Here is a 22,490-nt window from a genome sequence, read left to right as displayed (position 1 = left end):
TACGACAGCATCTCGGTCGTCTCGGTCAACGCCGACACCGGCGCGGCAACGATCACCGGCATCCCACGCGACATGCCCGGGTTCCCGTTCGCCCCGGGGCCGATGCTGGATCTGTATCCGGATGGGCACACCAACCACGCCGACGCGTCGTGTGGCTGGGGATCGGGCATCAACCAGCTCCGCACCGAGGTCGAGGTCTGCCGCGACGGTGACGCGCTTTATCCCGATGCCCGTGCTGCCGGCTCGACGCCCGCGATCGAGGCGACGAAGGATGCCGCGGAAGGCATCCTGGGTATCGAGATCCCGTACTACGTCTTCATCGACATGCACGGCTTCGCGGCGCTCGTGGATGCACTCGGTGGCGTCGACATCACGGTCGTCGAGCGTCTGCCCAAGGGTGGCGGTCCCGCCTATACCGGCCAGTCGGCCGAGGACTGGGCGATCGGGTGGATCGAGGCCGGTCCGCAGCACATGGACGGCGATACCGCACAGTGGTACGCGCGCTCGCGCTACACGACGAACGACTGGGACCGGATGCGTCGCCAGCGCGAACTGCAGACGGCGATCCTCGCGCAGTTCACCCCGAGCAACGTGCTCTCGCGCTTCGAAGACGTCGCGGTTGCGGGCACGGCGCTCGTCGAGACCGACCTGCCGCAATCGATGCTGCCGTACTTCGCCGAGCTCGCCATGAAGACGAGGGAACTGCCGGTTACGACGATCGAGCTGACGCCCGAGGGTGGAGTCGACGCGGAAGAACCGGACTACGCCTACGTGCGCGAGATCGTTCAGGCGGCGCTCCACCCGCCGACTCCGACACCCACGCCGTAGCTCGGCCGAACTAGAGCTCGCCCGGCTGCATCGCCTGCTCGTCGATCTTCTGCGCGAGAACCCGCCTGCGTGAGGGGGCGCCCTCTCGCTGCGGGGCGTAGACGACGAGCGAGTGGAAGGCGAAGCGCGCCACGAAAGCCACGGCGAGCGTGATCGCGGCGGCCAGAACACTGGAAATATGCCAGGTCTCGACCAACAGGGCGAGTACCGGGATGCGGATGAGCGCTTCGGCATTGTTGAAGCTGAACGACTTCGCGAAGCGCAGCCAGCGAGCGGACGCGTTTCCGAGCATCTCGCGGAAGACGAAGCGTTCCTGCAGGACGAAGTTGCCGACGATCGTCACCTCTGCCGCGATGATCGCGGCCCAGATGTAGCTCATCCCGAGATGGGTGAGTCCGGCCATGATCCCGATGTTCGCCACCGCGCCGACCGCGCCGATCAGCGCGAAGCCCGACATCTTGCCGAACTTCAGCACCGAGAGCTGGGCGAGAAACCGCATGCCCTGACGCATGGATGCCTTGGACGAGCCAGCCGATCGCTCCGCGAAATCGAAGGGGACTTCAGCGACGGCGATGTCATTCCTCGCCAGGATCTCGAGCAGAATCTTGAAGCCTCGTGGCCGGAGCCGGTCGAGGTCGAGCTGCGTCCGGTCGACGAGGAAGTAGCCGGTCATCGGGTCCGTCGAGTCGCGGAGCCGTAGGGGGAACATGGCCTTGGTGAGGAGCGTCGCTCCGCGGGAAACCGCCGTGCGCACCGCATCCGCGAGCCCCGTTGCCGCACCGCCGCCCGTGTACCGCGAGGCTGCGACGATCCCGGCGCCCGTGCGCTGCTGCGCGCGCAGCATCTCGGGAATCACTTCGGGAGGATGCTGCAGGTCGCCGTCCATCACGATGCAGATATCCGCTCGAGCCAGACGAATGCCCTCCACGACGGCCCCGCCGAGCCCGGCAGCCGGCGTTTCTCGGTGGACGAGTCTGACCGGCATCGGCGTGACGGCCGCCGCCCGCTCGACCTCGGCGGGGGTGTCGTCGGTGGAGTCATCGACGAAGAGGATCTCGCGCTCGAGGCCCTCCGTCGCAGCCGCAATCCGGCGAACGAGTTCGGCGACGTTCGGTGCTTCGTTGAAAGTCGGGACGACGATCGAGAGGTCCACGGCGCACCCCTCGTTCATTCAGCGTTCCCCGGACGGGGCCGTCATCGACGACGCCAAGAATATCCCGACACGGGGATACGAAGCTGCGTCTCTCCCCAGCGTCTGCTGTCGGAACGCGCAGCCGCCGGGCCTCGGTGGAAGCTCAACCGCGTCGTCGGGCCGCAATCAGCAATGTCGCTGTGACTGTCGTGGCAACGATTGCGATCGCCGCGAGCAGCACGATCGCCCACGGGAGGTAGTCCAGGCCCGGCCAATCTGGGGCGTCCGGACGGGTGCCGGGGATCTGCACTCGTCCCTCGCGATCGGGAGAACCGGTCCACTCGTCGGGGAGGCTCGGGGGATCGAGTGTTGTGCCGGAGCCGGGAACTTCGCCGGGCGGTGCGACTCCGAGGTCGGGGCCTGGGGGAGCGAGAGCGCTTGCTTCGTGATGCGTCCCATTCGCGCTCGTGACGGTGACGATGGCGACGTAGTCGCGGGACGCCGAAAAGGTGATCGCGTACCGCCCGTAACCGCGTTCGGGTGCCTGGAAGACAGCCGTCAGGCCGCCGTCGGCGCGGCTGACGAGGGTCGCCGTGCCAGCGGCCCCGAGTACTCGGGCTTCCCGCGAACGGGCACCGGACACATCCATCTCGACGCTTTCCCCGGCTTCGAAGAATCCCGCGGAGAACTCGATCGTCGAGCGACCGCCGGGTTCGATGACGGCGGGTGTCACCGATACGCCTACGGGGGCGACGTAGGAGTCGTCGGCGCTCGCCGCGACGGCTGCCGGACCGGTCCACATCATCGCGATGACGGCCAGGGCGACGGCAACGACGCGCGTGATCATCTTTCCCCCCGGGTGGGTCGGCGATGACCGGTTAATGCGGCTCTCATGGCAGGCGAGGACACGCCTCACGGCGCCGCCGCGGTTTGCGAGCGGCGCCGTGAGGGACGTATCTGCGGGCCTAGGCCTGGCGACGGCGCAGGACAGTGACGGTGATCAGGGCCGAGCCCGCGACCAACAGTCCGCCACCAATGCCGTAGATCCACGGCGAGGTTCCGCCACCCGTGAGCGCGAGAGCCTGGTCGACCTGCGGGTCGGCCTCGCAGTTCGCGACCGGCGTGACCGTGATCGGAGCCGTGTAGCTCTGCGTCGAGCTGGTGAAGGTGATGTCGTACACGCCGTCCCCATCAGCGGGAGGCTGGAACGTTGCCGAAAGGCTTCCGTCCGCACCCGCGTTGACGCTCGGCGTGAAGTTCGCCCCGGCGACACGGGCACCGACTGCCGATACCGAGACCGTCTCGCCGGCGATCCAGTAGCTGGCGCCGAACATGATCGTCGACGACTCACAAGGCGTGATGACAGCGCCTTCGATCGAGACCGCGGCCGGCAGTACATACGGCGTGTACGTGTCGTCAATCTCTGCGAATGCGGCCGCGGGCGAGCCCATGGCCAGGATTCCCAGTGCAACGCCGAGCACGACGAGCTTCTTCTTCAGCATGATTTTCCCCAGAGATTCACGCGAAGCATCCGTACGCGGCGACTCCCCAGCCACACGCGCACGTTTCGTCGGCTATCCCGAAGGAACCGAACGAAGACTTCCCCAAATGATGTCAACTACCCCAGCTGACACTCGACAGACTACATCATCCGGTGCAGTTTGCCGATAGGAATTCCGCCGCGGTTTCGCTCGCGAGGGGAGTGGTCACGATGTCCCAGTCCGCGCGTGCGTCGGAGCCGGATGCCCCCGAATACTCCACGACGAACCTGTGGGCGCCTCCGGCGGACGTGACAAACTCGGTCTGGAGTGCGGAGCGCTCGTCGAACTGCGCGGTTTGAACGCCCGGCTGTGCGTCGTCGAGCGTGTAGTCCTGAAGTGTCCACCCCTGAGGGCCGACGACCGTCAGTCGGGTCATGGTCTCACCGATCGGTGTGTCGGTGAGGCCGAACCCATTGACGTAACTGGGGAGTGAAGTAGCGGCATCCGGCGGGATCGTGTTCGTCCAATCGACGGTGACGCTTACCGTCGGTTCGGCGCTGCAGTCGTCGAGTTCGACCGTTACCGACGGTTCTGCGTAGTAGTCCAGTTTCGCGCCGGTGAGGTCGTTGTAGAACACCCCGACACGCGTCGCGCTGGCGTCGTCGGGCAGCAGCATCGTCTCGAGGGCCGATCCGTCGATGCGAGCCTGCTCGTCGGGGTGCCTGCTCCAGACATGCAGTCGATGTTCATCGAGCGCCCGCTCGGCGGCGCCGATCATCCCGTCGACGCCGACCTCTCCTGATGTCACGGTCTGGAACATCTGCACCGCCACCATCGCGAAGAATGCGTCGAGGACGCTCGGCTCTTGGATCGAGCGGTAGGCGTCCGAGAGGAGGATGTCGACGGCGTTGCCCGAATCGAGCTCGAACGGACCCACATCGATCGGACCCGTCGTCTCGAGGAAGTAGCTGAGGCCGACGGTGTCGACCGCGATCACCCCGTCAACCGTGATGCCCGTTGATCGCTCCAGCAGCGTGGCGGCTGCCTCGGCGCCCTCAGAGAAGTCCAGCGGTGACATCGTGTTCTGGATGTAGCGACCGGGCTGATCTCCGAACAGGGCGAACGTGGGGGGGGAGAGGGTGATCACCGGCTCGTTCTCGATGAGGTAGTCGCCCGAACTCAGTTGGCGCTCGATGCCGATTCGCCCGTCGTTCACCGAGAGCACGGCGCCCGCTCCCGGGATGCCCCCGTATGTACGTGCTTCGGCATTGTTGAGCATCAGCAGCAGGTAGGTGCGCGGTCCCTCTGCCCCGAGCATGGCGGGCAGCAGTGCTGCCGCGCGGTCGAGCGTGTCGATGGTCACGGCTGCGGGGACGATGACTTCCGTGAGCCGGTCGACGGCGTCCGCGACGACGCTCACCGTCGGGTCGGGCAATTGCTCCACCGTTGTGACCGAGCGCTGGAACGCCTCGTTGGCGCGCGCGAGCGCGGGGGAGGCGTCCGCCAGGGGGGCGACATCGATTCGGCCATCCGCGAACCCGAGTTGGGCGAGGTCGATCCCCTCGGCGACGGATACGAGGGGTGTCACGGCCTCGGTCGCGAGATCGTCGGCGATCTCACTCACCTGGCGCACGGCGGAAAGGTTCGGCCTGACCCACGGAATCACCTCGGCGGTGCGCCACACGATGTCGGAGGTCGCATCCCGTGCCGCTCGGGCGTCTGTTGCGAACTGCTCGGCCGCGGCTTCCGTCGCGGCGGTGTCACCGGACGCGAGGAGCTCGGGGAAGGTCGCAGCCACCTCGGCTGCGGACTCGAGGCTGTCGCGGGCGACTTGTGCGCGAGAGAGCGTCCAGAGCGCGGCAGCGCCGACGATCACGAAGAACGCGACGCTTGCCAGGGCGATCCAGAGGATCCGTCGGCGCTTGTTGATGGTCACGGTGAGCATTCAAGCATCGATCGCGATGCGCCCGCTCCACGAGCGCAGGGTTTGTGGAGGACCGGCGGACGAATCGATGAGATGCCGAGGACGTGGCTCTCGGACACTTTGCGGTATGCGCGAGTACAGTCGAGCAAATGACAGCCAGGCTCAGGATCGTGCTCGACCAACTGGTGAGTCCAACCGATCCGGACCTGGCTGCCGCCTCGTCGAGCCTCTGCTCCGCTCTGATCGCCGCCGCCCCGTCGGGGTGCGATGTGGGCGGGATGCTTCCGGCTGCCCGTCCCTCGGATGATTCGGCGTCCGCCCCTGTCGACGGACTCGCGGAGGTGTGGCGCGCGCCCGTCGCCGGTCGAGAACTGGCACACGCGTGGAGGTGGGGTGTCCCTCTCGGCTCTGCGCAGGGCATGATCCACTCGCCCACTCTTCTCGCACCGCTTGTCCGTCACGATCGCGTGCACGACCACGACCAGACCGTCGTCACCCTGTGGTCGCTCGAGGCGTGGGCTGCGCCCGCCCGCCTCGCGCGGGGTGCGGCGGCGTGGCAGAAGGCGATGCTCGGGCGCGCCGTCCGACACGCGGACGCGGTGGTCGTGCCGACGCACGCGATGGCCGCGCAGCTTGCCGAGATCGCACCGCTGGGCGCCCGCATCCGTGTCATCGCCGGGGCACCCGAGGCCGGCTTCGCTGTGCCCGTGGACGCTCCGAACCGTGTGCTGCGAGCGGGGGTCGGGTCGCCCTACATCATCGCCCTCGGGTCGGCCGCGGACTCCGATGAGCTCGCTGCGGTCTTCGCGCGTGCGGCTCTGCTGGGCGTGGAGGTGGTGGTGCTCGGCGCAGGAGCGGACGATTCCGCCCTCATCGTCGATCGGGCACAGGCCTCGGGCCTGACCGAACGCCGTGTGCACACGATCGCGCGCCCCGACGCATCCGATCGAGCCGCGCTGTTCGCCGGTGCGCTTGCCGTCGTCGCCCTATCCACCGCGCCGGCCTATCCCTGGCGCCTGCTCGAGGCGCTGGCTGCGGGTGCGCCGATCATCGCGGCGGCCACCGCCCAACACGAAGAACTGCTCGCGGACGCCGCGCACTTCGCCGATCCCGGTGACTCGGACGCAGCCGGCGCGTTGCTCAGCGCCGTCGTGGAAGATGAGGACGTCGCGCGCCGGCTACGCGTGCTCTCGCAGGATCGCTCGCGCGCCTTCGCATGGACCGACTCCGCGCAGAGGGTGTGGCAGCTCCACGCCGAGCTGTAGAGACGCGTCCCCTAGGCTGTGGGGCATGCCGCGCGTCTCTGTCGTCGTCCGTACGAAGGACCGTCCGGTTTTTCTTCGTAGGGCCCTGGAAGACATCACCCGCCAGACATACTCCGAGTGGGAGGTGGTCGTCGTCAACGACGGCGGCGACGGTGACTCAGTTCGCGCTGTGGTGGCGGCCTCTGTGACGGACGGACGCGTGAGAGTTATCGATTCCCCGGTTCCCGGTGGGCGATGCGTTGCGGCGAACGTCGGCATCAGGGCCGCTACGGGCGACTACATCGTTCTGCACGACGACGACGACAGATGGGCGCCGGAGTTCCTGACCCGAACCACGGACTGGCTCGACAGTCATCCCGACGATCTCGGGGTCATGGTCAGCACGGCCATCGTCTACGAAGAGCAGCGTGGCGACAGTTGGGTCGAGGTTGAGCGAACGCCTTTCTGGGCCGGGATGTCTCGGCTCTCGTTGATCGAATTGCTGGAGGTCAACCGGGCCGTACCCATCTCGTTCCTGTACCGCCGGTCGCTCCACGACCTGGCCGGCTGGTACGACGAGAGCCTCGGCGCCGTGGAGGACTGGGACTTCTACCTACGAGTCGTCGCGGTCGGAACCGTGGGATTCATTCCCGGGGAACCGCTCGCCTTATGGACACAGCGACCTCGGGCCCGAGGTGCCGACGCGAACAGCATGTTCGCGCTCGAGACGCAGCATGCGCGCGACGACCTGATCGTGCGCGATCGCGCGCTCGCCGCGTGGATCGAGGCGAACGGGCCCGGTCTGCCGCTTCATATCGCATTCGTCGAGCGTCGGATCAGTGACGCCATGCGTGATGAGTTCGCCGCCCTGCGACGGGAGATCGTGCGAGAACTCGATGCCCGCCATCCGATCTGGTCGCGTATCCGGCGCCTTCGGCATCGACGGACGGGTGGCTAGCGCCGGATTCGCTCGCTTCGAGCCGTCAATCCCGGGCGTCTGACCCGCTCTCGGTCATGATGGGACCATGTCTCATCGCGCTCGCCGGTCCCCGCGGCGGCAACTGTTCATCCGCTCTGCCCGCGCGTGCGTGGCGCTGGTCGCGGGCGCCGCACTGATACTGGGGGGTGGTGTTGCCGCGAGCGCGGCGGCAGCGCCGGTGGAAGGGACGATGGCCGCGGTCTCGTCGCCGGATACCGCAGTAGCTGATTCGCCGTCGAGCGCATCCATTCGTCCCTCGCGGCTGGACGGCTTCGATCCGCAGACGCTCATCGACGACGCGCTCTTCTACGACGGAGCCGCGATGACAGCGGCTCAGATCCAGACGTTTCTGGATCAGCGCATCGGGCAGTGCACGAACGGCCAGTGCATCAACGTCCTGAGCGCCGGAATATCCTCCCGCGGCTCCATCGTGTCCGCGCGAACGGGGAATCTCGTCTGCAGCCCGTTCGAGGGCGGAACCATGCGGGTGTCGGAGATCATCTATCGTCTGCAGGTCGCGTGCGGGATTTCGGCCAGGGTCATCCTGGTGACGCTGGAGAAGGAACAGAGCCTCGTCTCCAGCCGCGCGCCCTCGGACCGAAATCTTCGTTTCGCAATGGGCGCGAACTGCCCCGATACGGCGCCGTGCGATCCCGCGTATGCGGGTATCGGACCCCAGATCGTGGCGGGCACCACGCAGCTGAAGACGTACAGGGCAGGAGCATTCTCCCGCCAGCCGGGCGTCCACTTCATCGGTTACCACCCGAATGCCGCGTGTGGGGGAACGAACCTCCAGATCACGAACTACGCCACGGCCGCCCTCTACAACTACACCCCGTACCAGCCGAACGCTGCGGCCCTTCGCGCCGGATACGGCATGGGTGACGGCTGCTCGAGCTACGGCAACAGGAACTTCTACAACTTCTACACGGACTGGTTCGGTGCGGCGACGAATCGAAATCCCAACGGTCCGATCGGAAACGTCGAGTCGGTCCAGGCAGCGCCGGGCGTTTTCCGCATAACAGGCTGGGTGCTGGATCCGGACACTTCCGCCTCGATCGATGTCCATGTGTACGTCAATGGCGTGGGGCGGGCGTTCACCGCGAACCTGGACCGACCGGACGTTGCCGCGGCGTATCCCGGCTTCGGTTCGCGACATGGGTTCTCGGTGACGGTGCCTGCCGGCAGCGCCGGGGTGAACAGCCTGTGCGTGTACGGCATAAACGTCGGTCTCGGCGGTAACTCCCAGATCGGATGCCAGACGAAGCTCGCGATGAGCGGATCTCCGGTGGGTGTTCTGGAAGCGGCTGTCCCGGTTGCCGGCGGCGTCTCCGTGGGTGGCTGGGCGCTGGACCCCGACACATCAGCACCGATAGACGTGCATATCTATGTCGGCGCGGCGGGTGTCGCTCTGACCGCCGATCTCGCCCGAACGGACATCGCGACCGCGTACCCCGGATATGGTTCTTCGCACGGTTTCAGCCGGCTGATACAGGCACCAGCGGGGCGACAGACCGTCTGCGCGTACGGGATAAACGTCGCGGTGGGGGTGAACGTCGAACTCGGATGTGTGACGGTCGATGTTCCGGCGCCCTCGGATCGCGGACTCGCTCCGATCGGAGTGCTCGAGTCATTGACCGTCCGTGACACGACCGTTTCCGTCATCGGATGGGCCATCGACCCTGACACCGCGTGGCCCATACAGATTCGTGTCGAAGGGGCCGGGCGGAGCGGTCTGTTCACGGCCGATCATGTGCGTGCCGACGTGGGCAGCGCATACCCCCAGTACGGTGCCAACCATGGTTTCAGTGCTCAGCTGACGTTGCCCGTCGGGACGGCCGACGTCTGCGTCTATGCCGTGAACACCGGCACCGGAGGCGACACGAACCTCGGCTGTCGATCGGTCGTGGCGGCGTTGCCCGATCTCGGGCGAGCCCCGATCGGAGTCATCGATTCGATCGATGTGCGCGGCGCCACAGCGACGATCAGCGGTTGGGCTCTGGACCTCGACAATGTCGATCCGGTGCCTGTCCACATCTATGTGGGCGCCAGCGGCACCGCCCACGTCGCCAATCGAGCACGTCCGGATCTCGCGGCGGCCTTCCCGCTGCAGGGCGCAGATCACGGGTTCACCGAGGCTCTGTCGTTGCCTCCGGGTTCCTCGAGTGTCTGCGTTTACGCGATCAACCTCGGTCGGGGCGGTAATTCGCTCCTCGGTTGTCAAACGGTCACGGCGGTCGACAACACCCGTCCGCCGATCGGCAACTTCGAGCAGGCAGTCGGCGTCGCGGGGGGTGTGGCTGTCGGCGGTTGGGCTTTCGATCCTGACTCCCGTGATCCCATTCCGGTGCACATCTATGTAGACGGTGTCGGCGCGGCCATCTCGGCTGATGTGGCGCGGCCCGATGTGGCCGCCGCATACGGGCGCACGAACCCTCTGTCCGGGTTCGCCGCAACGATCGCCGCGCTTCCCGGCGTCCACCGTGTGTGTGCCTATGCGATCAACGACGGACCCGGCGTCAACACGCTGCTTGGATGCCGCGACGTGACCGTCCCGTAGACGTCGAAAGCGCGGAGACGAGAACTCAGCTCTCCAGATACTCCGTGAGAGCGCTCGTGATCTCGCGCGGCACGAACCCCGTGGTTCGGATCTTGCCGAGGTCGAGGATGCTGTTGCGCGGGCGCGGTGCGGTAGGTCCCGGAGCCGTAGCGAAGTACTCGTCGGTACTCACTCCCGTCACCCGAGCCGGATCATGACCGAGCGCGTCGAATACGAGGCGGGCGATGTCCGCCCACGAGAGTGAGCTACCACCGCTGGTGAGGTTGTACGTGCCATAGGGTGCGCGCGTGCGCATGAGGTGACTGATGCCGCTCGCGAGATCTTGTGTGAAGGTCACCCGTCCGATCTGGTCGTCGACGACGCGTGGATCGATTCCCCGGTCGGCCAGCGTCGCCATCGTCCGTACGAAGTTCTTGCCTTCGCCTATCACCCACGACGTGCGCAGGATGTAATGGCGCGAAGCCGTCGCGACGATGGCGTCGCCCGCAGCCTTCGTCTGGCCGTAGACGCCCAGGGGGCTGACCGAGTCGTCTTCGCGGTAGGGGCGTTCGAGGGTGCCGTCGAAGACGTAGTCGCTCGATACGTGAACAAGAGTGATGCCGTTGTGATCTGCAACCCGTGCCAGCGCGGCGACCCCTGTGACGTTGGCGGACCATGCGGCTTGGCGACCATGGGGCGTCTCGGCCAGATCCACGGCGGTGTAGGCGGCGGCGTTGATGATCGTGTCGTAATCACGCCAGCGTCGCGCGCTGAGAAGAGAGGCGGAGGTCAGATCGAGATCATCACGCGTTGCGTATTCGACGTGGGGCGCATTTCCGAGTTCGGTGCGCAGAGCGAGACCGAGCTGCCCGCTCGCTCCGATGACGAGGGTCTTGCGCGGAGGGACGGGGAGGACGCCGTTCAGACGCGGGTGCGCCCTGTCCTTCTCGGATATCTCCGCGTCGGCGAGCGGGATCGGCCACTCGATCGCTGCATCCTCGTCGGCCAGGTTGAGGAATGAATAGCTCGCATCCGCCGACCAGTGCTCGTTGACGAGATAGGTGTACGCGGTGTCCGGCTCGAGCGTCTGGTATGAATTCCCCACGCCGCGCGGGACGAAGACGGCTCGGGATGGATCGAGCTCGGCTGTGTACACCGCTCCGAACGACGGCCCCTCACGGAGATCGACCCAGGCGCCGAAGATCCGTCCCGTAGCCACCGATACCCATTTGTCCCAGGGCTCGGCGTGAATCCCTCGGGTGGTTCCCACTGCATCGTTGAACGACACGTTGTTCTGAACCGGTCCGAAGTCCGGTAGCCCGAGTGCCGACATCTTCTCGCGCTGCCAGTTCTCTTTGAACCATCCCCTCGCGTCGCCATGCACCGGCAGCTCGAACACGAGCAGTCCGGGAATCGGCGTGGTCAGCATCTCGAGAGTCTTGCCATACTCGGTCACGACGCGGTCACTGTCCCTTCGACGCGTAGAACGCCTCGACGCCGTCTTTCGCGGGCGCCCACCAGTCTTCGTGGTCGCGGTACCACTGGATGGTCGCCTCCAAGCCGGCCTCGAAGTCTCGGTACGTGGGAGACCAGCCGAGCGTCGAGCGCAGTTTCGTCGAATCGATCGCGTAGCGCATGTCGTGCCCCGCGCGATCCGTCACATGATCGTAGGCATCGCGTGCTTCACCCATGAGGTCGAGGATCAGTTCGACAACGGTCTTGTTGTCCTTCTCGCCATCCGCCCCGATCAGATAGGTCTCACCCATCTCACCCTTGTCGAGGATCGTCATGACGGCCGACGAATGGTCGTCGGCATGGATCCAATCACGCACGTTCTCACCCGCACCGTAGAGCTTGGGACGGATGCCCCGAAGGACATTGGTGATCTGTCGAGGGATGAATTTCTCGACATGCTGGTAGGGACCGTAGTTGTTGGAGCAGTTCGATATGGTTGCGCGCACTCCGAACGAACGGACCCAGGCACGCACGAGAAGGTCGCTCCCCGCCTTCGTGGATGAGTACGGGCTCGACGGGTTGTACGGGGTTGATTCCGTGAAGCGTGCAGGGTCGTCGAGTTCGAGATCGCCGTACACCTCGTCGGTGGAGATGTGGTGGAGTCGTCGATCGTACTTGCGGGCGGCCTCGAGCAGCGTGTAAGTGCCGATGATGTTCGTGTCCACGAAGGGGCGCGGATCATTCAGGGAGTTGTCGTTGTGCGACTCCGCGGCGTAATGAACCACGTCGTTCACGGCGGCGAAGAGTTCATCCACCAGCGGCCCATCGGCGATATCCCCCTCGACGAAGGTGATGCGGTTCTCCGGCAGGCCGGCAAGAGATGCTCGATTTCCGGCGTAGGTGAGTTTGTCGAGCACCGTGACGTGATGATCCGTGTGCCCGAGGACGTGGTGGATGAAGTTCGAGCCGATGAAGCCGGCGCCGCCGGTCACGAGCAGTCTGCGCATGAACTCAGCCTAACGAGCGAGGGGAGTGCCGTTTTGGCGCGTTCGCGCTCATGGCGGACACTAGAGGGATGCGTGGCATCATCCTGGCGGGCGGCACGGGGTCGCGACTTCACCCGATCACGCTCGGCGTCTCAAAGCAGCTCGTCCCGGTGTACGACAAGCCGATGATCTACTACCCGTTGTCGACGCTGATCCTGGCGGGCATCCGTGACATCCTGGTCATCACAACACCCCATGATGCTGAGCAGTTCGAGCGCCTGCTCGGCGATGGATCCCGGTTCGGCGTGTCGATCACGTATCGCGCGCAGCCGGCGCCTAACGGGCTCGCACAGGCTTTCATCCTCGGCGAGCAGCACATCGGCTCCGACGACGTCGCCCTGGTGCTCGGCGACAACATCTTCTACGGGCAGGGCATGGGCACGCGCCTCCGGCGCTACGCAGGACTCGATGGCGGCGTCGTCTTCGGGTACTGGGTGGATGACCCGACCGCCTACGGCGTGGTCGAGTTCGACGCGAGCGGGAAGGTGGTCTCGCTCGAGGAGAAACCGACCCAACCCAAGAGCAACTATGCCGTCCCCGGCTTGTACTTCTACGACAACGACGTCGTCGAGATCGCCAAGGCGCTCGAACCCTCGCCGCGCGGCGAACTGGAGATCACCGACATCAACCGAACGTACCTGCAGCAGGGAAAACTGAAGGTGGAGGTTCTGCCGCGCGGCACGGCTTGGCTCGATACGGGGACCTTCGACTCTCTGAGTGAGGCCACGGAGTTCATCCGCACCGTCGAGAAGCGCCAAGGGCTGTCGATCGGCTGTCCCGAGGAGGTGGCGTGGCGGTTGGGGTTTCTGAGCGACGAGGATCTCCGGGTCAGAGCGCACGCGCTCGGGAAGAGCGGGTACGGCGCGTACCTGCTCAAGGCGCTTGCCCAGGGGCTGGGTCAGCCGGCGTTCGATGTCCGCTAACGCTGGGACCGGCCCGGTTCTGTCCGGGGGCGGGCGAGTCATCTTCTTCTCGATCGACGACTCTCGAGATGACGTGGCCGACTACGTGCTACGCGCGCTCAGTTCCCTGCGCGGACACGCCGCGCACCTCGTCGCGATCGTGCGGCGAGGTGCAACGAAAGAGGCGCGCGTCCGTTTGTCGGAGAGGGTCGATCACATCGTGACGAGTCGTGAACACGGTTTGCGGGCGCACCATGATGCGCTTCTCCGGCATGCTGATCTCGTCGCGGGATGCCACGAGCTCGTGCTCCTCGACGATGGCTGGTATGGCCCGATGACGACTTTCGACGACGTGTTCCGTGCCGCGGATTCGCGCGACTGGGACGCCTGGTCGCTCACCGACCGCCGGGATCGGATCGATGGAACCCCCGTCGACGAGTTCACGAAGCTCGACGAGGACACGTTCACGACGCCGACCTCGTCATGGCTTGCGTTCCGTCGGCCGGTGCTGGACTCGCCTGCGTGGCAGGGGTTCTGGGCGGAGGTACCGCGACTGGAGCGGCGTTCCGGGCATCCGAGCCCGGAGGTGCTGGCGCTCACGACCGGGCTCACCGAGGCGGGATTCGCCGTGCAGACTCTTTATCCGGAGCGGGACTACCCGTCGGCCAACCCGGGGCTGTTCAACTCCCGTCTCCTCATCGAGGCCGGCTGCCCCGTCGTATCCCGTGATGTCTTCGTGGGCTACCCGCCTTTCTTCGATCAGAATGCTGTCATCGGGCGCGCGATCGCGCAGAGCATGGGCCGTGCCGGGTACCCCACCGAGCTGTTGTGGCGGGATCTCGCGCGCACATTGCCGCCGAAGACGCTGAATGCGAACGCGGGGATGCTGGAGGTGCTTCCCGAGGTCGCGCGGGGGACCATCGTGCCGGATCGTCCCGTGCTCGCGGTCGTGCACGTCCCGACGCTCACAGGACTGGACGATGTGCTTCGGCGCATACCGACGATCTCCGGGCGCGTCGATGTGGTCGCCACTCTGGCTGAGCGAGAGTTCGAGGCACCCGTTCGCGAGTCGTGGGCGCGGATCCATCCGAACGGTGCCGTGCGGCTGGAAACACGTCTGGCGCTGCGCCGGACGGGCCCGAATGTCGTATCGGCGTTCGCAGAGTGCTCCGACCTCATCGGCTCCGGGCGATACGAGCTCATCGTCGCCGTTCATACGGGGGTACCGCAACTCGAATTCAGAAATGCCGAGCGCTACTTCAGAAGGCATCAGCTCGAATGCCTCCTGAGTTCCCCCGGTTACCTCGCCAATGTCTTCGCCTTGTTCGACGCCGAACCGGGCCTGGGTCTTGTTTTCCCGCCGACGCCGCACATCGGCATGTCCACTCTGGGCGAGGGCTGGGCGGGCGCTCGGGCCCGCGCCGAACGGATCGCAGACGGCCTGAACATCCGCGTGCCATTCGACTGGGCATCGCCGCTGGCGCCGCTCGGCGGAATGTGGATCGGCAGGCCGGAGGCGTTGCTGACGCTCGCGACGCATCGTTGGCCCCCAGGGGACGCGGAATCCGATGCCGCACATGTCCGGCTGCTCGCCTACGCCGCGGGGGAGCAGGGATTCCATTGCCGCACGGTAGTCACCGGCGAGCAGGGGGCGCTCAGCCACGTCTCGCTCGAGTACAAGTTGGATTTCATGGCGATGCCTCTTTACGGATATCCCGCGGGAGCCATCGCCGCACTTCATGTGATCGGCCCGGTGGGTGACGGCTCGCTGCGGGACCTCGTGCGGCTCATGATGCGGGTGCGGTTTCCGCGCGTGCTTCGGGTGCTCTCCGCCCCGAGGAAAATCGCTCGACGTGTACGCCACGTCTTGCGCTCGGCAGGGAGGAGAGCGGCGTGAACGTTCCCGCATCGCCTGAGACGCTCGCTGCGCCGCGACGCCTCGTCATCTATGTTGTCTACGACCGTCGCGGTGACGTCGACGACTTCATCATCACAGCACTCGAGGGGCTGCGGCCGCACGCGGAGCGGCTCTTCGTCGTTGTCAACGGCGAGCTCTCCTCCCACGGCCGTCAGCGGCTGGAAGGTGCGGCCGACGATGTTCTCGTACGAGCAAACGTCGGTCTAGACATCTGGGCGCACAAGGCAGCGCTCGACCAACTCGGCGACGCGATCACGGTGTACGACGAGATCGTCCTGACCAACGACACGTGGTTCGGCCCCGTCCGTCCGTTCGCCCCGGTCTTCGCTCGGCAGGAGGCGGCGGCGGTCGACTTCTGGGGGTTGACGGACCACCCCCGGATCGAGCAGCCGCTCTCGCCCACCGGCGCGCTGATCCCTTACCACCTCCAGTCGTTCTGGCTCGCCGTACGGCGGCGTATGTTCCTGTCCCCGGCGTGGCGCGAGTACTGGCGCGCCCTTCCCCCCATGCCGACGTATCGCGACGCGGTCGATCTGCATGAGCTACGGTTCACGGAGCACTTCGCATCCCGTGGATTCGTCCACGACGTGGTCTATCCGCATGACCGATATGACTCCGAGAACCCGTCCATCTTCAATGCCGACGAGATGCTCGACGACGGGTCACCGATCCTCAAGCGCAAGCCCTTCTTCTTCTGGCCGCCGACGATGGACCACCATGCCGCGATCGGCCGGTGGACGATGGAGCACGCCGAACGGTACGGCTACTCCAGAGAGCTCATGTTGCCCAACCTGGCAAAGAACTCCCCGCCACGAGATCTCAATGCGGATGCCGGCCTCGTCGAGATCCTTCCCGATGTCGACGTCTCCTACGACGCCGACAACCCGCTTCGGGTGCTGGTCGTTGCGCACATCTTCTATGTGGAGATGGCGGCCGAGATGCTGAGGCGCGCGGACTACGTGCCGGGTGACTACGAGCTCGTCGTGACGACACCCGATGCCGACCGTGCTCGAGCGATCGAAGACGTGATCGCCGCGAACCCCCGGCACGGCCGATCGGCCCAGGTGCGCGTACTGGCATCCAACGACGGTCGCGACCAGAGCGCGTTTCTCATCGCCTGTCGCGATCTGATCCTGCAAGATCGCCACGACGTACTCATCAAGATCCATTCGAAGAAGACGCCCCAGCACGGTCACTCGGTCGGCCAGCACTTCCGGGACCAGCAGTTCGAGAACCTGCTCCCGAATCCCGGGTACGTGGCCAATCTGCTTGCGCTGTTCCAGCGCGAGCGGGGTCTGGGGCTGGTCTATCCGCCGATGATCCACCTCGGGCACGGCACGCTGGGTCACGGGTGGTGGACGAACAAGCCGCGATTCGAGCAGATCGCGGCGGACCTCGGCCTCTCGGTGCCCGTCGATGGGGCGTCCCCGCTCGCCCCGTACGGCTCGATGTACGCCGCCCGTCCGCGGAGCCTGCGCATTCTCGCGGAACGGGAGTGGAGGTACGAAGAGTTCGGTGGCGCGGAAGCTTACGTCGACGGCGGACTCGCACACGTGCTGGAACGGATGCCGTCCTATGTCGCCGCGGAGGACGGTTTCCACACCCGCATCGCCATGTGCGCGGAGTACGCGGCCATCAGCCATACCGCGTTGGAGTTCAAGCTGGATGAGTTGTCGGCGACGATCCCCGGCTCTCCTCGCGAGAAGATCACGACGATGCACCGGCTTCGTCCCACCGACGTGAGTTCTGGGCGAGACTTGTTCTGGGCGTACATGCGTGTCCACCACCCGGACGTGGTCGAGCGCTACACGGGGATCCGCCGCCGTGCGGGAATCCTGCGTCGACGAATCAGGGGAGTCCTGCCCGTCCGCCGGGCGCACGTCGCACGCCCAGCACCGTCAGAGAAACTGGACTGAAATCGTGGCGAGATCAGAACGCTTCGCGCGGGTGGCCACGCTGCCATTCGTCACGATCGACTCGCGCGGCGTCACGTTGCCCGGATCGGGAGGAAAGATCCGGGAGATCGCCGCGCGGCGGTCCCTGCTGCTTCTTCTCGTGCGGCGAGATCTGCAGGCTCGGTATCGGGACAGCTTCCTCGGATTTCTGTGGACGGTGATCCGTCCGCTCATCCAGTTCCTGATGTACTTCATCGTGCTGGGCCAGTTCCTGCGTGCCGCGGAAGGCATCCCCGACTTCGCGATCTACCTCTTCGCGGGGTTCACGCTCTACACCTTCTTCAACGACATGATCTCTGGTGCGACGGGATCGATCCTGCTCAACGGCGGATTGGTCAAGAAGATCTATCTCCCGCGCGAGATATTCCCGCTGGCAAGCATCGGTGGCGCCGGCTTCATGTTCCTGGTCCAGCTGGCGGTCCTCGTGGTGGCAGCCGTGGCTTTCGGAGCGCTCCCGGCCCCGTTGGAGATGCTCTGGTTCTTCCCTTCGTTGCTCACGGTGCTGATCTACGGCCTCGGACTGGGGTTGCTCCTCGCCGCCGTGAACGTGTACCTCCGCGACATCCAGTACTTGACCGAGGTCGTGCTGATGCTCGCGATGTGGGCGTCCCCGATCGTGTATTCCTGGCGCATGGTGCGGGATGTCATAGAGCGTTTCGGGCTGCCGGATTGGTTCCTGGAGCTGTATCTGGCCAATCCTCTGACCATCGCGGTGATGGGCTTCCACAAGGCGTTCTGGGGAGCGGGCACGCCCGCGGACTATCCGGAAGGGCTCGGTTTGCGGATGGCGATCGCGATGGCCGTCGGTATCGTTCTGGTATTCGTGTCGCACAGGGTCTTCACGCGGCTCCAGGGCAACTTCGCGCAGGAACTGTGAGGTCGATCGTCATGGAAACCGCCCCCGAGGTCGCCGTTCTCGAATCCGTCAGCAAGAGGTTCCGTATCCGGAAGGACAACAACCTCAAAGACCGCATCGTGCACCTGGGCCGCCAGGCGAAGATGCACCGGCAGGACTTCCTTGCCGTGGACGATGTATCGCTCTCGATCCGGGCGGGCACGACGGTCGGGCTGATGGGCGCGAACGGGTCCGGCAAGAGTACGTTGCTCAAGCTCATCGGTGGCATCGTGTCACCGACCTCCGGAATGGTGCGCACACGGGGACGAATGGCGGCCCTGCTCGAGCTGGGGGCGGGCTTCCACCCGGATCTGAGTGGTCGGGAGAACATCTACCTCAATGCGTCGATTCTGGGTCTGTCCAGACCCGAAATCGACGCGCAATTCGATGAGATCGTCGCGTTCAGCGGTATCGGTGATTTCATCGACACCGCGGTCAAGTTCTACTCGTCGGGCATGTACGTGCGGCTCGCTTTCTCCGTCGCTGTCCATACCAACCCCGATGTGCTTCTCGTGGACGAGGTGCTCGCGGTCGGTGACGAGGCGTTCCAGCGCAAGTGCATGGACCGCATCGCCGAGTTCCGGCGTGACGGATGCACCATCATCCTCGTCAGCCATTCGGCTCAGCAGGTCGCCGAACTGTGTGATCGCGGCATCGTGCTGAGCGATGGAGCGGTGGTATTCGATGGCGACACAGATGCCGCCATCGGAGTTCTGCGCGACGTCCTCGACGGTCGTTATGGAAAGGGCGTCGCGCGGACGCGGCCGGCGATTCAGCTCGAGCGTGTAGAACTGCTCGACGCATCAGGAGATCGTGTGAAGGTCCTCCCGGAGGGTGAAGCCCTCACCGTTCGACTGCACCTCGATGCGGAGCGCCCGATGGAGCGCTGGGCGGCCGGATTCAGCATCAACACGCCCAACGGCCACATCGTCTTCGCTTCCAACAGCGATCTGATCCGTGCGAATCTCGATCCGATCGGTGGGCGACTGGCCCTCGATTTCGTCGTCGAGGACCTCCGGCTCGGGTCGGGCACTTACCATGTCCATGCGAATGTGCAGGGTGTCAGCGAACCGAGCGACCACGGGATCTCGCACGGCGCGACGTTCTCGGTGGAGACGCGGTTGCAGACCCTCGGCAGCACGACCGCTCAGGTTGCGGCTAAGCGGGTCGGCTGACTGCCGCGACACGGCTCCGTCTCACAGGTCGGCGAGCGCGGCGTCGAGGAGAGTTCGCGCTCGCGCATCGAACGAGTGCTCCCGGCGGACACGCTCGGATATCGTCGCCAGGCCGTCTTCGCCGGGGAAGATGGCATCGAGGTCGCCGCGGAGCAGCATCAAGAGCTCGGGAATCGTCCGATAGGTGGCGACCGCGCCGTCGAAGATCTCGGCGATCCCTGCCACCTCGTCGCTGACGGCCCGTCCGCCCGCAGCCACAACATCGAACAAGCGGTTGGACACGAAGCCGGCGGCCCGCATCGCGGGCCAGTGATCGTTCAGCACCGCGGCTGCCGATTCGTACAGGACCGGCAGCTCGCTGTTCGGCACGCTCGTCGCCACGATCCGTTCGGCCGGAATGTACCCGCGCCAGTCGGGACCGTAGACGGAGACCGGGATACCGGCCCGGATGGGCTCAACGACGGACGGCCGCTCGATTCCCCGCGCAGTTCCCACGAAGACGAGTTCCTGGGTGCGGACTGCGCCGGAAGGACGGAATCTGCGTACGTCCGTGCACTGGAGGAGGGGATCGATCCGCCGTCCCAGCGTGCGGGAGGCGGCCTGCGCCCAGCTTGCGGATGCCGCGAATATCCGGTCGAATCCGTCCACGTCGGCGCTGACGATTTCGTCCGGGTGGCTGATGATCCACAGGAGCGAAAGGGCACCCGGCTGAGATGTGATCGGCTCCGGCCCGCGCAGAGCGAGGACGACGTCGTCGAGGTAGACGCCCGCGCGTGCGCGGGCGTCGTAGGCATCGATGACGACCTCTTGTCCGAGAAGTCGTAATGCGTCTGCGATTCCCCGAGCGAAATGCGTGTCACCCCAGTTCTCGCCGGGGCGTCCCGGCGGGGCCGCGATCTTGATGGCCCACCGCAGGCTGGGGACGCTCGACCCGTCCGCGAGGGTGACTGTTGTGCGCCGTCGCGAATAGCGAAACCCGTAAGTGGTCGATTGGCCGATGTCGAGCGACAGCGCGTGAAGGGCTGGCAGGATGTCGGAGTCGTGAGCGTCGGTCGGGCGGCCGTCGACGGCGGAGGCAGGCGCGCGTACCGTCAGCGTGAGCGCGGTGCGCGCTCCGGACGTGACCTGCCCCACCGGCACGGCGAAGGTCTCACCTGAAACCTCGTGGACGTCCAGGGTCTCACCGATCCGGCGAGCATCCTCTTCGGGATGGCCCTCGAGGAAGTGCCATGTATGCCCATTCCTTGCAATCGTTCCCGCCGATACGATCGCGCCATCCCACCCCAACCACAGCGGCGCCGCGGGACGTTCGGCTCCGAGGCGGGCGAGCGCGAGAAGGTCGGGCGGATCGATCTCCGCGTGCGGCCCGCGCACCACGAGCGTGGCGTCGGAGGGGGCCACGGCACGAAGCCGATCGAGCAGCCGCTGCTGGTCTTCCACGACGTGGACGCCCGGCAGCCAGAGTTCCAGCTGCACCGCTGCCGACCATTCGTCGGGCGCGTGTCCACCGACCGCGACGATCACGTCGGCATCGATCTCGGACGCGACGCTGACGACGGAGTTCAGCGGTGCGCTCGAGTTCGCTTCGTCTTCCGCGAGGCGACAGACGACGATAACCTTCCGCGTGAGCGCTCCGATCGCCCGCGCCGCCGGTTGTTCCGCGGCGCGGACGCCCGCGACCGCGGCCGACAGCACCTCCCGCCACGTGACGTCCCTCTGGGGACCCGGAGGTCGGCCGAACACGAGGACGGGTGCGTTGGACGAGCTCGCGGTGCGCCACGCGTGACCGAGCGGTCCGCCCCGCGCGGAGAGAGTTTCGGGATTCGCCGCAGCGTAGGCCGGTGCGTCCCAGCTCACGCTGACCTGCACCCGTCGAGGGTCGTTCACGAGGTAGGCGTACAGCGCAGGCACGCGACCCGCGTCCGGGAGCTGCGAGGACACAAGCTTTTCGGTGAAGAGAGGATTGAGCGACATTCCGTTTCGGAACCCGCCCCGGACGTAGCTCCGCACGGCCCGGCGCTCGGACGAATGCCCCGCCTGAGCGGCGACGAAGTCGAGGTCGACGACTCCGGCTCGGCGGATCACTCGCGCCCACCAGATGCGATCGACCTCGAGCAGCACGCGCCCGGCTCCGGGAAGCGACCTCGATCCCCGCCACAGGGTTCGCAATCTCTTCCGAATGGAGTTGCGCACCCCTGCCACGGTCACGCGTTCACGGCCGGCGGGGTTGACGACTGCTCCGGACGCGTTTCGGAGCTGGTCCGCACCGCCCGTGCCGATCGGGCCAGGAGAAAGAGTGCCACCGCGAACGCGGCAGATCCGACGGCCCAGACCACGATGGGCGCCGGCGCGCCCGGCCACCACCACTCGGCGTCCCTGCCGGGATTCAACGCCGGCATGTCGATCCCGGTCGTGTAGCGGCGCACGTTCGTATGAAGCGCGACGGCGGCCGCGACGGACAGCGCTGCGGCGGCGAGCAGGCCGCGCGGACCGCTCCACCAGCGTTCAGCATGGGAAGCGGCGGTTGCTACGCCCAGTGCGATTATCAGCAGGGGGAGAATGTAGCGCGGCTGCACAGAACTCCCTACGAGCACCCGAGATTGGGCCAGGAGCGCAAGCGGCACCAGCCACATGGCGATCAACGCTACGGCGAGCGCGGTGGCTCGACGCCAGGTGAGCGTTCGAACACCGATGAAAATCGCGCCGGCGGCGACGGCCACCGAAAGTGTCGGGACGACGGCAGGCATGATCGTGTCGAGCCAGCCGAGCCCCCAGCCGCCCAGCGCGCCCGTCCAGAGCCCGGGTATGTTCAGGAAGTTCGTCAGATGCTGGATGAAGGAGAGGGGCGGGTTGCCGACAGCCAGCCCCGTCACCACAGCCGAGCTCTGCCCGGAGGTCATGTAGAACGCGACGGACGCGACCGCTATCAGGACGGCGGTCACCGCGGGGGCGATCAGTGCCTTTGACCAGCGGGCGGCCAGGATCGCCGCGACGATCGCCCCGAAGACCGCGAAAAC

17 protein-coding genes are annotated in these 22,490 nt (G+C 66.1%); 9 read left to right on the top strand and 8 right to left on the bottom strand.

Annotation, left to right across the window (positions count from 1 at the left end; translation table 11 throughout):
- Positions 1-828: LCP family protein (locus tag MIC448_RS09015; protein ID WP_036298501.1), on the top strand; the 828-nt coding region annotated here is incomplete at its 5' end.
- A 10-nt stretch (positions 829-838) separates the two neighbouring features.
- Here the strand turns inward: MIC448_RS09015 and MIC448_RS09010 are convergent.
- The 4 genes from MIC448_RS09010 to MIC448_RS08995 form a co-directional block, all read right to left on the bottom strand.
- Positions 839-1,981: a glycosyltransferase family 2 protein gene (locus MIC448_RS09010; RefSeq protein ID WP_036298517.1), complete on the bottom strand. Its 1,143-nt coding sequence runs from the start codon at positions 1,979-1,981 to the stop codon at positions 839-841.
- Between the two features lie 142 nt (positions 1,982-2,123).
- Positions 2,124-2,807, bottom strand: coding sequence for a hypothetical protein (locus MIC448_RS09005; protein WP_036298498.1), 684 nt, complete (start codon positions 2,805-2,807; stop codon positions 2,124-2,126).
- 118 nt (positions 2,808-2,925) lie between these two features.
- Complete coding sequence (locus MIC448_RS09000) at positions 2,926-3,462, bottom strand: hypothetical protein (protein ID WP_036298496.1); 537 nt, start codon at positions 3,460-3,462, stop codon at positions 2,926-2,928.
- Between the two features lie 145 nt (positions 3,463-3,607).
- Positions 3,608-5,377: a DUF4012 domain-containing protein gene (locus MIC448_RS08995; protein ID WP_158497538.1), complete on the bottom strand. Its 1,770-nt coding sequence runs from the start codon at positions 5,375-5,377 to the stop codon at positions 3,608-3,610.
- Between the two features lie 137 nt (positions 5,378-5,514).
- Between MIC448_RS08995 and MIC448_RS08990 the strand changes: the two genes are divergently transcribed.
- The 3 genes from MIC448_RS08990 (at position 5,515) to MIC448_RS08980 (ending at position 10,148) form a co-directional block, all read left to right on the top strand.
- Complete coding sequence (locus MIC448_RS08990) at positions 5,515-6,630, top strand: glycosyltransferase (RefSeq protein WP_036298492.1); 1,116 nt, start codon at positions 5,515-5,517, stop codon at positions 6,628-6,630.
- Positions 6,631-6,655: 25 nt separating this feature from the next.
- Positions 6,656-7,567 carry a glycosyltransferase family 2 protein gene (locus MIC448_RS08985; RefSeq protein ID WP_036298491.1) on the top strand — a complete coding sequence of 304 codons (912 nt, stop codon included), beginning with the start codon at positions 6,656-6,658 and terminating at the stop codon, positions 7,565-7,567.
- A gap of 67 nt (positions 7,568-7,634) precedes the next feature.
- Positions 7,635-10,148, top strand: a complete 2,514-nt coding sequence (locus tag MIC448_RS08980) for a hypothetical protein (RefSeq protein ID WP_144238026.1) — start codon at positions 7,635-7,637, stop codon at positions 10,146-10,148.
- Between the two features lie 25 nt (positions 10,149-10,173).
- On the opposite strand, the gene MIC448_RS08975 is transcribed toward MIC448_RS08980, so the two are convergent.
- Positions 10,174-11,556, bottom strand: a complete 1,383-nt coding sequence (locus tag MIC448_RS08975; protein ID WP_051513484.1) for a bifunctional dTDP-4-dehydrorhamnose 3,5-epimerase family protein/NAD(P)-dependent oxidoreductase — start codon at positions 11,554-11,556, stop codon at positions 10,174-10,176.
- Positions 11,557-11,590: 34 nt separating this feature from the next.
- Positions 11,591-12,589: a dTDP-glucose 4,6-dehydratase gene (gene rfbB / locus MIC448_RS08970; RefSeq protein WP_036298486.1), complete on the bottom strand. Its 999-nt coding sequence runs from the start codon at positions 12,587-12,589 to the stop codon at positions 11,591-11,593.
- Positions 12,590-12,657: 68 nt separating this feature from the next.
- Here rfbB and rfbA point away from each other — a divergent pair, with 68 nt between their 5' ends.
- From rfbA to MIC448_RS08945, 5 genes are read left to right on the top strand one after another with little or no spacing between them, the layout of a single operon-like run.
- Positions 12,658-13,551, top strand: coding sequence for a glucose-1-phosphate thymidylyltransferase RfbA (gene rfbA, locus MIC448_RS08965; RefSeq protein ID WP_036298484.1), 894 nt, complete (start codon positions 12,658-12,660; stop codon positions 13,549-13,551).
- The gene (locus MIC448_RS08960) at positions 13,541-15,427 is read left to right on the top strand and encodes a rhamnan synthesis F family protein (protein ID WP_081766304.1); all 1,887 of its coding nucleotides are present in this window, start codon (positions 13,541-13,543) and stop codon (positions 15,425-15,427) included. The genes rfbA and MIC448_RS08960 overlap by 11 nt, the downstream gene beginning before the upstream one ends.
- Positions 15,424-17,364: a rhamnan synthesis F family protein gene (locus tag MIC448_RS08955; RefSeq protein ID WP_051513476.1), complete on the top strand. Its 1,941-nt coding sequence runs from the start codon at positions 15,424-15,426 to the stop codon at positions 17,362-17,364. Before MIC448_RS08960 ends, MIC448_RS08955 begins: the two co-directional genes overlap by 4 nt.
- Before the next feature lie 4 nt (positions 17,365-17,368).
- Complete coding sequence (locus MIC448_RS08950; RefSeq protein WP_036298479.1) at positions 17,369-18,280, top strand: ABC transporter permease; 912 nt, start codon at positions 17,369-17,371, stop codon at positions 18,278-18,280.
- Positions 18,281-18,291: 11 nt separating this feature from the next.
- Entirely contained in the window at positions 18,292-19,473 is a 1,182-nt protein-coding gene (locus MIC448_RS08945) for an ABC transporter ATP-binding protein (protein ID WP_036298508.1), read from the top strand.
- Between the two features lie 21 nt (positions 19,474-19,494).
- Here the strand turns inward: MIC448_RS08945 and MIC448_RS08940 are convergent, their stop codons facing one another.
- Both MIC448_RS08940 and MIC448_RS08935 read right to left on the bottom strand, forming a co-directional pair.
- Positions 19,495-21,594: a glycosyltransferase gene (locus MIC448_RS08940; RefSeq protein WP_036298476.1), complete on the bottom strand. Its 2,100-nt coding sequence runs from the start codon at positions 21,592-21,594 to the stop codon at positions 19,495-19,497.
- Positions 21,595-21,677: 83 nt separating this feature from the next.
- The coding region (locus tag MIC448_RS08935) for a DUF2142 domain-containing protein (RefSeq protein ID WP_158497537.1) at positions 21,678-22,490 on the bottom strand (813 nt) is incomplete at its 5' end.

This window comes from Microbacterium sp. C448 (assembly GCF_000582705.2).
Lineage (GTDB): Bacteria > Actinomycetota > Actinomycetes > Actinomycetales > Microbacteriaceae > Microbacterium > Microbacterium lacus_A.
This window is presented reverse-complemented; position numbering and strand designations above follow the sequence as displayed.

What these genes read in the sequence shown, in the direction of transcription:
- rfbA (WP_036298484.1), top strand. Translation starts at nt 12,658, where the DNA reads ATGCGTGGCATCATCCTGGCGGGCGGCACGGGGTCGCGACTTCACCCG.
- rfbB (WP_036298486.1), bottom strand. Translation starts at nt 12,589, where the DNA reads ATGCGCAGACTGCTCGTGACCGGCGGCGCCGGCTTCATCGGCTCGAAC.
- MIC448_RS08975 (WP_051513484.1), bottom strand. Translation starts at nt 11,556, where the DNA reads ATGCTGACCACGCCGATTCCCGGACTGCTCGTGTTCGAGCTGCCGGTG.
- MIC448_RS09005 (WP_036298498.1), bottom strand. Translation starts at nt 2,807, where the DNA reads ATGATCACGCGCGTCGTTGCCGTCGCCCTGGCCGTCATCGCGATGATG.
- MIC448_RS08960 (WP_081766304.1), top strand. Translation starts at nt 13,541, where the DNA reads ATGTCCGCTAACGCTGGGACCGGCCCGGTTCTGTCCGGGGGCGGGCGA.
- MIC448_RS09000 (WP_036298496.1), bottom strand. Translation starts at nt 3,462, where the DNA reads ATGCTGAAGAAGAAGCTCGTCGTGCTCGGCGTTGCACTGGGAATCCTG.
- MIC448_RS08985 (WP_036298491.1), top strand. Translation starts at nt 6,656, where the DNA reads ATGCCGCGCGTCTCTGTCGTCGTCCGTACGAAGGACCGTCCGGTTTTT.
- MIC448_RS08980 (WP_144238026.1), top strand. Translation starts at nt 7,635, where the DNA reads ATGTCTCATCGCGCTCGCCGGTCCCCGCGGCGGCAACTGTTCATCCGC.
- MIC448_RS08990 (WP_036298492.1), top strand. Translation starts at nt 5,515, where the DNA reads ATGACAGCCAGGCTCAGGATCGTGCTCGACCAACTGGTGAGTCCAACC.
- MIC448_RS08945 (WP_036298508.1), top strand. Translation starts at nt 18,292, where the DNA reads ATGGAAACCGCCCCCGAGGTCGCCGTTCTCGAATCCGTCAGCAAGAGG.